At 44.7% G+C, this 12,078-nt stretch carries 10 protein-coding genes; 1 reads left to right on the forward strand and 9 read right to left on the reverse strand.

The features are described 5' to 3' along the window. Positions 1 to 2 precede the first annotated feature (2 nt). The 6 genes from HF638_RS07165 to HF638_RS07190 form a co-directional block, all read right to left on the reverse strand. On the reverse strand, positions 3 to 1,034 hold the full coding sequence (locus tag HF638_RS07165; RefSeq protein ID WP_017688645.1) for a zinc-dependent alcohol dehydrogenase: 1,032 nt from the start codon (positions 1,032 to 1,034) through the stop codon (positions 3 to 5). 41 nt (positions 1,035 to 1,075) lie between these two features. Beyond that, on the reverse strand, positions 1,076 to 2,383 hold the full coding sequence (locus HF638_RS07170; protein WP_169479571.1) for an aminotransferase class III-fold pyridoxal phosphate-dependent enzyme: 1,308 nt from the start codon (positions 2,381 to 2,383) through the stop codon (positions 1,076 to 1,078). Positions 2,384 to 2,420: 37 nt separating this feature from the next. Then, positions 2,421 to 3,575, reverse strand: coding sequence for a glycosyltransferase family 2 protein (locus tag HF638_RS07175; RefSeq protein WP_169479572.1), 1,155 nt, complete (start codon positions 3,573 to 3,575; stop codon positions 2,421 to 2,423). 342 nt (positions 3,576 to 3,917) lie between these two features. Beyond that, positions 3,918 to 4,484 carry a TetR/AcrR family transcriptional regulator gene (locus HF638_RS07180; protein WP_036608234.1) on the reverse strand — a complete coding sequence of 189 codons (567 nt, stop codon included), beginning with the start codon at positions 4,482 to 4,484 and terminating at the stop codon, positions 3,918 to 3,920. A 210-nt stretch (positions 4,485 to 4,694) separates the two neighbouring features. Beyond that, positions 4,695 to 6,173, reverse strand: coding sequence for an Lsa family ABC-F type ribosomal protection protein (locus HF638_RS07185; RefSeq protein ID WP_169479573.1), 1,479 nt, complete (start codon positions 6,171 to 6,173; stop codon positions 4,695 to 4,697). 391 nt (positions 6,174 to 6,564) lie between these two features. Then, positions 6,565 to 7,404, reverse strand: a complete 840-nt coding sequence (locus HF638_RS07190; RefSeq protein ID WP_169479574.1) for a MerR family transcriptional regulator — start codon at positions 7,402 to 7,404, stop codon at positions 6,565 to 6,567. Positions 7,405 to 7,543: 139 nt separating this feature from the next. On the opposite strand from HF638_RS07190, the gene HF638_RS07195 reads away from it, so the two are divergent. After that, complete coding sequence (locus HF638_RS07195; RefSeq protein ID WP_169479575.1) at positions 7,544 to 9,049, forward strand: MFS transporter; 1,506 nt, start codon at positions 7,544 to 7,546, stop codon at positions 9,047 to 9,049. A gap of 225 nt (positions 9,050 to 9,274) precedes the next feature. Here HF638_RS07195 and HF638_RS07200 read toward each other — a convergent pair whose 3' ends face one another. From HF638_RS07200 to HF638_RS07210, 3 genes are all read right to left on the reverse strand, one after another. Further along, positions 9,275 to 9,658: a hypothetical protein gene (locus HF638_RS07200; protein ID WP_169479576.1), complete on the reverse strand. Its 384-nt coding sequence runs from the start codon at positions 9,656 to 9,658 to the stop codon at positions 9,275 to 9,277. Positions 9,659 to 9,795: 137 nt separating this feature from the next. Then, the gene (locus HF638_RS07205; protein WP_169479577.1) at positions 9,796 to 10,401 is read right to left on the reverse strand and encodes a pentapeptide repeat-containing protein; all 606 of its coding nucleotides are present in this window, start codon (positions 10,399 to 10,401) and stop codon (positions 9,796 to 9,798) included. Between the two features lie 200 nt (positions 10,402 to 10,601). After that, complete coding sequence (locus HF638_RS07210; RefSeq protein ID WP_169479578.1) at positions 10,602 to 12,041, reverse strand: MFS transporter; 1,440 nt, start codon at positions 12,039 to 12,041, stop codon at positions 10,602 to 10,604. Positions 12,042 to 12,078 lie beyond the last annotated feature (37 nt).

Consider the following 12,078-nt stretch of genomic DNA (forward strand, 5'->3'; position numbering starts at 1 on the left):
GCTTATAGGATCAGAGCTGTTTTGACCGAATTCATGGGCAATTTCTCTCCAGTATGCATGTCATAACCAATCGTTCCATTAAAGGCCTGTTCATAATCACTCAGCAGTTCCTTGGCTGTCACCATCTGTTCCAGTTCCGGGATACTTTGGGCAAATTTCAGTGCCGTACTGATCATCGAGTGATTAGCCACCGCGCCAATGATACTAATGCCATCATTAATCACGGCTGTTGATTTGAACGTTACCTCATAGCTGTCGTCATATCCCATAGGAATAATTTTTCCGCCTTTGGCAATCAGCTCAAACCCGACATGAAGCTGGTTACCAACCGCGTCCACTACAATATCAAACTTTTTGTTATTATTGATCTCGTATACTTTATCCAGTGTCAGATCCTGAGGATAGAACACATGATCCGCGATCCCCGAAGCGAACTCTTTGCGGTATGGATCAACTTCCGTGCCTACGGTAAGCCTTGCCAATCGTTTGCTCACGAGCTGACACAGGGAACCGATTGCACCAGAACCGAGGACCAGTACAGAGTCACTTGGCTTAGTCCCTGCTTTCATGAACGTCTGAAGTACACATCCCAGTGGTTCGATCATCATAGCCGTTTCCCAACTCATGGAATCCGGGATGGCATAGATATACTTTTCGTCCCCAACAAAATATTCAGCAAAGGTTCCGTGTGTTGTCATCCCTACTTGATAGTCATCAAAATTCTCGCAGTAGATGAACAGGCCTTCGCGGCAATAGGAGCAGGTACCGCAAGATTGAGTGGGATCAACCAATACCCGATCACCGATCTTGAATCCACGAACTTCGTCGCCCACCTCAACGACTGTGCCCACGCCTTCATGACCGATAATTGTTCCTTTATTCGCCGGCACTTTGCCTTTGACAATATTCAGATCTGTCCCGCAGATGCCTGAACCATAGATTTTAATTTTCACCTGGTTTGGCTTTTGAATGGTTGGCTCCTCAATCTCCTGGTAAGTTACCTGTTTGAGATCCTGATATACGAGTGCTTTCATTGAATATTCCTCCTAGTCGATTGTCGATTATGATCTATGGATTAAGCTTCATACGTTTTCGAAAGTTGCATGGAATGTAGATGTTCCTGCTTCTGAATCTCTTTCCAGTCTGACAGGATCTGCAACAGCGCTTCCTCGACCCACACCAATTCTTCCCGTGTATGAGCATCGGAGAAAATAAAGTAGCCTTTGGTGAAAATGCCGAAGTGAGCCATTTTTTTCACCATGAACTCACGGAAAGGGTCGGTTTGGAAGTTATCCTCGGCCAGGGATTGAATGCAGAAGCTTGCGTACGTCCCCCTTACTTCCAATTGATCCGTCAATCCGAGTAACACAAGTTCAGATTCCAGACGATTCATGATCCGTGTTGCCGGATCACGCCAAGTCGGCCATACTTTCGCATTCTTCATTAAGCGTTCACAGGCAATCGCTGCCGCGAGCGCTGTCGTTTCGCTGGAATGGGCATTGCTGAATCTGACCTGTCCTGACAAGGACATCAGATGCTGAGGCCCCATCACAGCTGCGAGCGGTAAACCGTTTGCCATACCTTTGGAGATACAGAGCAGATCAGGCCAGATGTCATATTCTCCTGCTGTAGCCTGCTTGCCCATCCGTATGCCTGAAGTTACCTCATCGAATATGATAATGATGTCCAGGGACCGGCACAGAGTTACCACTTCCCCCAGCGCTTCCTTTTTCCACTCATTAGGACACAGAACTATACATGCGATATCCTCGGGAGATGAGGTAATCTGGGATTCAATTCGCTCTGCTGTCGGCTTGTTCACCCAGATCGTTGAACGCTCAATATCTACCGGGATGCCACGTTCTTTCGTCTGGCCGCCATAATAACCATAGGCGGACCAATCGTGCCACCCGTGATAAGCTGTCGCAATAACCTTGCTTTTGCCACTTGCAGCGCGGGCAAGACGTACTGCCCCACTCACTGCATCGGCACCACTTTTCGTGAAACGCAGTGACGGAAAGCGACCCTCGAACCGCTCCAGAATCAACTCGGCACATTCCAGTTCGATGTCGGCCGGAACCGAAAAGCTTGTCCCTTTTTTCAGCTGGTGAATGACGGTGAGTTGGACTTCATGTCTGGCATGACCCCATGATGCCGTACCCATGGCCATCTCACAATCCAGCCATTCATTACCGTCGATATCTGTGAATCGGGAATTGTAAGCCTCTGCACAACACACGGGTGTATGCCCCGGAAATAAACGTTCAGGTGCTTTGGCTAAAGTGCTGCATCCGCTCGGAATTACCTTTTCGACTTGTTCCAACCACTCCAGATTACGGGTAAATCGTACGGCACGATCCAGCGTGCTCTCTTTTTCTTTCACCTTAAGTACCTCCCTGTTTATTTTCGTTGTGAGTGAGTTACCGAACTTTGGTTCCAGGCCAGCATCCATCGTATATGCGATCCATCGTAATCACATTGCCATACAGATCGATGATCAGATCCTTGGCTCGATGAGCATGTCTCATCTCAATCCAGTAACGGTTCTCCAGCAAACGGGCGAAATTGTCCACCAAGAACAGTAAGCGGTTCTCACTATGGATCAGTTCCTTACCCAGTACCTGCGGCAGCCAAATGGCCCCGTTGGAATTGAAGCGGTTCGAATAGTCACGTACTTCGGCAACAGGTGCAAAGTCAGCTTCCTCCAGCTTGGTCCAAAATGTATCCGCATCACTTCGAACCTCGGCAAGGTCAATGCCGACAATAGGCAGATGTTGGTATTCCTCTTGGCTTTCCAGCTGTGCTTTCAGATGACTGAAAACGAATGGCCACACATCAGCTTCGATTTGACCGCCCCACTTTTTCCAGAAGCGTGCGAGATTGTTCTTGCGGTTGAAGTTGCGGTGAATACCGCTGCTGCGTTCCCAGTGATAGGCTTGAATATTCGGGTTAATGACCGTATCGTATCCGGCAGCTCGTGCCCGCATCTGATAATCGAAATCCTCGTATCCGTTAAAGAACTTCTCATCAAGGTTGCCGATGGTCTCGTAGACCTCCCGCTTCATGCCGAACATGGCGAACACCACCAGTTGAACAGAGAAGGTTTCTTTCGGGATATCATCAGGAGATGCGTTCAGGAACAGGTGTCGGCCGATGGTGTCAGCAAAAGCAATGCCGCAGTGCTGCACGCCTCCTGTTTGCGGATACAACAGAACGCCTCCAATCATGCCTATCGTAATATCGCTATCCAGTGTCTCTTTCATCATCGGTTGCCAGTTCGGTTGAAGAATGGTGTCGGAATCCAGGAAGAAAATGTACTCTCCCTTGGCAAGACTGAGTGCGCTATTAATCGACACAGCGCAACCGAGTGGAAAATCATGCTGAAGAATCTCGATGGTCACACCTTCTCTTACTTCTTGCTTCAGTTTATCCAGATGTTGAAAGACTGCTGAGCCGGAACCATCGTTGATGAAAATAATCTGAGTGGATGGGCTTACCGTCCGGAGCAACGAATCCGTGAACAGGTTCAAAATGTTATAGTCCTGGTTGACTGGCACAATAATGGTGTAAAGCATGGAATCCCTCCTGATTTGAGTTGATGGAATGAGTACATAAGCTGATTTTGAACTGCACAATTACAGGTATTTCTGTCCGGCCCCCTCGTTTGAAAATTTTGTCTTTATTTGGTAATGATTTGAATCTACTAGAAATTTATATCATTTTTTGTAAACTTGAAATCTTAAATTCTGAACTATGTTAATATTTGAATATGTAAGAAAAGCAAATGTTTTATCGTTTCGCCATGCACCGCGCTACTTTGAACACAAAAAAACACCTCCAAAGCGTCAGCGTATCGCACGATACGGTTGACTTTTTGGGGGTGTTCGCTGGATGCTTTTCGTCAAATTGGCCCTGACCTAACGCTGCTTAAACCCATGATAAAATGTATCTACTACAAGCGCAGGGGCTGCTTTTCTCGCGATATGACCACTCACAACCTGCTGCCACGTCAGGAACATGATGGAATACAGGACATCTACAATCCAGGTTTTGTCGAGATCGGAGCGGAAATAACCTTTCTGCTGCAATAGACCCACTGCATGCAATACAGGTTCTCTCAGTTTCAGATCGGCTCCCTCAATCTCGGGATTATAGTTAATGGTAGTGTCATGAGCCAGAAAATAAATTTTGTCGCCTAATGGAATAAGCGCTTCAATCAGCTCGGGTATGTACTTTTCACAATGCTCCTCATCCAGTTGAATTTCTTTCATGGTCTCACTAACCACTTCAATTGCGCGTAATCCGAGATAAACCATGAGCTGTTCACGGCTTTCCACATATCGATGTAATGTGGCAATCCCGATTTTTGCAGATTCTGCAATTTCATTCATGGATGCATTTGGCTTTTCAATCAGCAATTTGGTAGCCTCATCCAGAATGGAATGTAGTCTAGTTTGTTTGATTGTTGTCATTTCCTTTTTCATTAGTAATACACCTCTTGGCGAATTAGTCTATAATTGATCTATTCATCCATCATATGATCGAATGAGATTATAAAATTATAGCATATATTCTCACGATATCGCATTCTTAACGCAACAAACCACCTTTTATAGTCGTGCTGTAAATAAGAAAATTTAAAAGCCGCCATTCGGCGGCTCTTAGCATGATTATCTTTTATCTCGATCTGTTGCTTATAGTTCGATGACTCTTGTCGCAATATTTGCGCAAAATTCGCTGTCGTGCTCTACAAAAAGCAGGGTTGGAGAGTACTCCAGCAGCAAGTCTTCGATCTGCATACGTGAAATGACATCCACAAAATTGAGTGGTTCATCCCAAATATGCAAATGAGCTCTCTCACTAAGACTTTTAGCAATGAGCACTTTCTTTTTTTGGCCTGCGCTAAATGTTGAAATATCTTTCTCCAATTGTAGTCTGGAAAAATCCAATTTTCGAAGTATCGATTTAAACAAGCTCTCATCAATCCCCTGCGTGACCGCATACTCAGATAAATGGCCTTCGAGATCGGACGTGTCCTGCGAAACATACGAGATTTTGAGCTGATGATCCTTTCGGAAAAGACCTGTATAAGCAATATCTTCATCACAGATCAGTTTAAGGATGCTTGATTTGCCAGATCCATTTTTTCCGTACAGGGCAATTCGATCCCCTTTTTCAACCGTGAAACTGATATCCTTACACACAGTATTAGACCCGTATGCTATAGACACATGTTGCAATTCGACAAGTTCATGCTTGTGAAAATCCAACTGATGAATCTGTAAACGTTCTGCACTCTCGATGTTTTTGAGAAGTTTGGATTTCTCTTGAATCGCAGATTGCTGCCTTTGTTTGATATTTTTGGAACGTTTCATCATTTTGGCAACCTTGTGCCCAATATATCCTTTATCCACCTTGGAGCCGGAATTTCTCGTACCATTTTTGGTTTTTTCCACTTCATGCGACCATCCACCGGTCCGTTTGGCTGAATCGGATAAACGCTTGATATCCTTTATTAATTTCTCATTACTCGCAAGTTCAAACTGATCTTGCCTTCTTTTGTTCTCCCACCAAGCCGAGAAATTACCTTTCTGAATCTCGATGTTACTCTTATTGATGGAAAGGATATGGTCCACGCTGTGATCCAGAAAGGAGCGATCGTGCGATACCAAAATAAATCCATTCTTGCTGCGAAGATAATTACTAACAATTTGCCTCGCATGAAGATCTAGGTGATTGGTCGGTTCGTCAATGAGCAGAAACCGATTATCCTTCAGGAACAAGGCGGCCAGCATGATCTTCGTCTGTTCTCCGTTGGATAAGGTATCGAAAGGCCGATACAGCACATCTTCTGACACCTTCAACAGGTTAAGCTCGCGCGCAACTTGCCAGTGCAGATATTCAGGATGAATCTCGCCGATGACATCGAGGGTAATAGCTTCCTTATTCTCTACCTGAAAAGGAAAATATTCAAAGCTAACATTCGCAGAGATATGCCCACTATATTCATATTTACCAAGCAACAGATTGAGAAAGGTCGTTTTGCCTCTGCCGTTCCTTCCGGTAAAACCCAATTTCCAATCGGAGTCCAACTGAAAACTAACATTTTCAAATATATTATCGTAACTGCCTTCATAGGCAAAGGTCAGGTTAGTAACGTTGATTAAAGACATGCATATCATCCTTTTTATGTGAAATATAAAAGTAAACTGACGGGATTTCACCATAGAACATGGCATGGATTCCCTCACTTTAATATTTGAACATAATCAGAATTTAGATTCGCTTATACAATAAGAACCCTGGCGATATACCATTCAGCGCCAAGTAGATCTATGCATAGGAGGATAAAGTGTCGGATTCTGATTAGTAATATTGTGAACCATGCCACTGTTCATGTTCGTTGACAGGTCCACATAAACATCCACAACCTCTAATTCTGTCATGACTCTATCCCCCCTTAGAAAGCTCAAAATTTAATACAGAAAACTTAACATGGAATATATTCACTGGTCAAGACACGGCAACCTCAATCACTTCATCCACGTCTTTCCGCTTCCCCCTTCAATCCACTGTATTATCAGCCTTACACACCTCTACATATATCTTGATGATGTACTCATCGGGGTTACTTTCTGCGAAATAACTGAGCAGGTCCAGTGCATACACATGTCCACAGACTTGCAGCCCCTCTTTTTCTATCTCCTCTTTCATGAGGGTATACGTCTCCGGCATGCTTTCGTATGAACCCCGATGATTCATGACGGCATACATCCCTTTAGGCTTAATCCATATCATTTCCCCTGAAATGGGAGCTTTTATTTTGTTGCCAAAGTAATCCGGATAGTATTCTCCTGTCTCAAAGTGCTCCTGACGTAGGATCGTCCATACCGGAAACTCATAGTCGATCATCTGTTCATCACAATGGGTCCTGTATTCAATGAACTTACGGAAGAATTCCTTATCCCCATCCCCTTGCTCCAGTTGAACAGCAATAAAATACTCCAGCTCACATTGTTCAATATGCAGTCCTTCATGCGAAGCATCTGTGGCTTGTTTCGTCATTTCAATGGCACCACTTAGCAGCTTTTGCATGCGTTTGATTCGTTGTTGCTCCAGCTCAAGGGCCTTTAATTTCTGTTCAAACAGCTCAATTAACAATGGCGTATTCTGATTTTGAATAAACGACTTAATCTCTTGAAGTGAGCTTCCTGCCTTCTTCAGCACATGTATGACATCGAGCACATATGTTTGTTGCACACCATAATAGCGGTAGCCCTTGGCATTGGTATATTCAGGCTTTAACAGCCCAATCTCGTCATAATGAAACAGGGTATGTTTGGTCACTCCGCAGACCTTGGCAAATTCACTGGTGGTAAAGTGTTGTGCATGATGTCCAGCCATCTTTGGGTCCTCCATATACATATGTGGTCTAAGTTTTATCAATATAATTGCATTATAGTGTGTAAAGAAAAGTTTGACTATAGGGTTACCCGATAGTTTAGTCTAGAATTGTAAGTTATTCATATCGTCGGAGGGAAACATGTCAAAATTCAAACGTTGGATGATTCTTGTTATTGTCTCAAGTGCACTATTACTCATTGTGATGGATATGACCATCCTGTACACCGCTTTACCCAGCTTGACCCATGATCTCGGTGCATCAGCTTCGGAGAAATTATGGATTCTAAACGGTTACTCCCTAGTCATGGCGGGTTTGCTGCCTGCAATGGGAACGCTCGGGGACCGTATTGGTCACAAAAAAATATTCACCCTGGGATTGCTCGTCTTTTCTGCCGCTTCTCTTGCTGCTGCCTTTTCTCCAGTACCTGCTGTACTGGTCATGAGCAGAATTCTTCTTGCCGTAGGCGCATCTATGATGATGCCAGCCACATTGTCGATCATCAGGGTTACGTTTACGAATGAACGAGAACTCGCACTCGCGATCGGCATATGGGGTTCCATTGCATCCGGTGGTGCAGGACTGGGACCGATTGTCGGCGGACTGCTTCTTCAACACTTCTGGTGGGGCTCTGTATTTCTGATTAACCTGCCCATAGCCATTATCGCGTTTGTATTCGCCTTGAAAATGATTCCTAAACATCAAGGGGATACGTCGAAAAAGTGGGATTTCACCAGTTCCATTCAGATCATGATTGCCATGGTTGGAATTATCTATTCTATCAAGGAATTCACAAGACGCGAAGGATCTCTGACACTCGCTATCATCGCTGCTGTGATCGGTGTTCTGTCCCTGATCATCTTTATTCGCCGTCAGAATAACAGTACCCACCCGCTTCTGGATCTGTCCTTATTCAAAATTCCAAGATTCAGCACCGGCTTTATTACCGCACTGGTTGGCTTGTTTGCACAAATGGGTGTGCAATATATGGTCACTCAGCGGCTTCAGCTGGTGGAAGGCATGTCACCGCTTCAAGCTGGACTATTCACCGTATCCATACCTGTTGCAGCACTCATTGCCGGACCTGTAACGGGAGCCATTATGCACCGTGTGGATGTTGTATATATCAAAAGCTTTTCTCTGTTCATCGCTGCCCTTGGCATGGGGACGTATCTGATGTATTTCAATGCAGGGTTTACCGGGCAGATTCTGGGTTTGGCACTGCTTGGTGCAGGTCTTGGATCAGGCATGACCGCTGCATCCCATTCCATTATGAGTTATGCCCCACCTCACAAAGCGGGTATGGCCGCTTCCATTGAGGAAGTAGGTTATGAGCTGGGCGGAGCATCCGGTATTGCCATCATCGGAAGCATGTCGACCCTTTTCTACACACTCGCTATGAAGATTCCTGCGGGGATTAGTGTGCCAGCCAATGCGAAGGACAGTCTGGATGAAGCGCTTATCGCTGCCGAAAGCTTGCCTGCTGCGTCTGCTGAATCGCTCAAAAATGCCGCCTTTGCTGCATTTGACCAATCTTTCTTTGTCGTCATTGCAGGTGTGACCGTATTTCTGTTCATTGCTGCTCTGATCATGAGCTGGGTTGCCGTGCGCTTGAAACGAGCAAAAAAGCACAGCTTTAAAACGTAATGAAAATTCACTTTATGAAACAAAGCGAGGTATATACGATCATGTGGTTTCCAATAACCAATGGAATTGTTATTTTATTAGGTATATTTGCTATTTTTCTGATCGTTAGAAATATGTCAAAAGAAGAGGATTAACTCAATTAAATGAACATCAAAAACCACTACCTGAGTTGTTTCAGGTAATGGTTTTTGATATGCCTGAGAACAGGCCTCCAATGGGTACACCTTACGGAACATAAGCATCCTCAACCTCAACTTTTCGTTCATTCCCCATCGTAATGTATTTCACATTAATGATATTTCCTTTCTGGAAGTGGGGAATATGTGTGATCGGGATATAAGTTTCTACAATTGTTGGAAAGGTGCGGCCGTCAACTTGGGTTACAGTTAAATCCAATCGCACGCCCGGCCTTCCATCCCTACTGGATGAAGTCTGTACAATATCATGAATTATTGCTTCTGCTGGAATTCCATCCATCAGAATGCTCTTGCGAAGGTGATGTTTCTCTTTATTGCTACGTTGCAGTTTAAATACCATAATCGTAGTGATCGTGCCTGTTATAAGCATAAAGACAATAACAGCAACAAAAGTAATTAATGTGACGGTCATGATAACCTCCTTTTATTTGAAACTTATGTTAACTACTTCTTGTTTAGATCTTTTATTCCTGCCTATTTTCTTAAATCAGAAAGCTTTAAAATCAAAAAAGCCGCCTTAAGGGCGGCTTCCTGCTGTGTATGTTCAACTCAATCTACTTTCGCACCATAAGAGCGTACAAACAGAACGGCTTGTTCGCGATCCAAACGTACACCTTTGATATCCAGAGATTTCAGATCTATGCCCTCCAGATTGGCCCCTCTAAGATCGGCCCCTTGCAGCTTGGCTCTGCTCAAAACGGCTCTTGTAAGATCACAGTCTCTCAAATCCGCTTTGGTGAAATCCGTGTCTGTAAAGTCAGCTTCAAAGAAACGAATTCCTCGCAAATCCTGTTTGCCTAATCGGGTATGTCTCAGATTTGTATAAGACCAATCCCCGTGACTTAGTGTAATGCCATCCATTTGCGCACCTGAAAAGTCCGAGCCTGTCATCTTGCAGGAGCTGAATTTGGAAGCAAAAAGATTCGCACCACCGAAGGTGCAGTTTTCAAAAGCCGATTCCGTATGAATCGAACCATTCATCGAAGCCCCTTTGAAGTCACACTCGATAAAACGGCAGTTACTTGTTTCGATTTCTTCCATAGAAGCATTCATGAATGTACACTGTTTGAAAACACAGCTTATCAGTTCTCCATATCTCAGATCGCGTCCCTCAAAATGTACTGCTTCATATTCCTGATCCTTATATTGATACACTGGTTACACCCCACATTGTATATTTCTCCGTCTTTCTTCATTAAAAGAACTTTTTATACTATACCACACCCCTGTCAAGTACCTGCTTAAACACCCACTAAAGTCAAGTTACTTTTTTTAGAGAAAATCTCTAAAATATAAAGGAAAGACGCAAAAAGCACCTTTTTCTCTACACTATATTCCCTACCAATTGTCCGTATTTAGACCTTTGGCCTTACTCTCGAAATGCTACCTATCAGTAATAGAATAGCCAGACCCGCAGTGATCAGGGCAATGGTATGCAGTCCTTCAGAACGAATGCCTCCACCGAAGGTTATGCCTAGTAAACTCGTGGACAAGATACTACCAATCGAGCGGAACGTAACGTATAACCCTGAAGCGGCTCCGGTCTCTTCCGGTGATGTGACATCATACAGCGCTGTTTGCAGACCCATGTTGTTGAATCCATTGGGAATACCTAGTACGGCATTCACTACCAGAATCAATAACATGGAGCTATTTTCACCAAGCAACAATAATAGAAGTGTACTTGCAACTAATAGAAGGTTCCCCACAATGATCGTTGTACGATAACCGAAACGTTTATTGCATTTGACCGCAACTGAAGTCATGATCACGCCTAACCCTGCCAGAGGAAGCATGAGCAAGCCGGTTGTTTTGGGATCATATCCCTTCACTTGGTCTAACCATAGCGGAATACAGAAGAACAACGAATAGAAAACAACATTAACTCCAATATATTGAACGTAGACAAATCGGAGTCGCCGATTAGAAGTAATCATATGAATATTCATAAATGGACTTGTTGCATGCTTTTCCCACCATACAAGAACAGTACCTGTAATCAGGGAAACGATGAGCAGCCACCAGGACATGCCGTCCGACAAAGACAGCAGGAACAGCATCAGTGTTGTCAGCATGAGGACAAATAGTCCGATACCCGGGATGTCCATGCGTTTCCAAACAGGTGCAGCTACTGTTCCGTTCGCAATCGTTGCCTCTTGCACAACTTGGTCTTTAGGCAGCCATGCACGAGCAATCCACAGCGTTGCCAAGGTGATCGGGATGTTAATCCAGAAGATCGATTGCCAACCGATCGAGCCGACCAGAATACCCCCAAGTGTGGGACCGAATGCAGCCATGACATTAGCCATGATCGAAACCAGCGCCAGAGCTGAGGCAATTCGATTGGGATCATCCTTCGCTCCCTGCTGTGTGGCAGCCGCTCGCAACATGGACATGCCCGCAGGGAAAGCTACAGCACTACCCAAAGCCTGTATAATACGCATAGCCAAAAGCATGCCAAAATTCGGTGCCCATACGGCCACCACACTACTGAGCAGAACAAGCGACAGTCCACTCAGAAAGATTCGTTTCGCTCCAAAGAGATCCGAGAGCTTGCCCGCAAGTGAAGGTCCGATGGCTCCTGCCAGATAGAAACCCGATAGTAACCAGGTCACTGTTGCGAGATTCACCTGAAATTCTGTTCCGATCCTCATGAGCGCCACAGCAATCATGGATGAGTTCAATGGGTTGAGTAGCACACCCAGTGCAACCACCCATGCAATTTTTCGAATAAGCTTATCTGAATGGGGTTTGGCATCAGGTTGGATCGAGGAATGAGTTGTTAGTCGTGTCATTGCAGAGCCTCCGTATTGAGAATGCTCCAAGTATAAT

This window comes from Paenibacillus sp. SZ31 (assembly GCF_012912005.1).
In the GTDB taxonomy this organism is placed as follows: Bacteria; Bacillota; Bacilli; order Paenibacillales; family Paenibacillaceae; genus Paenibacillus.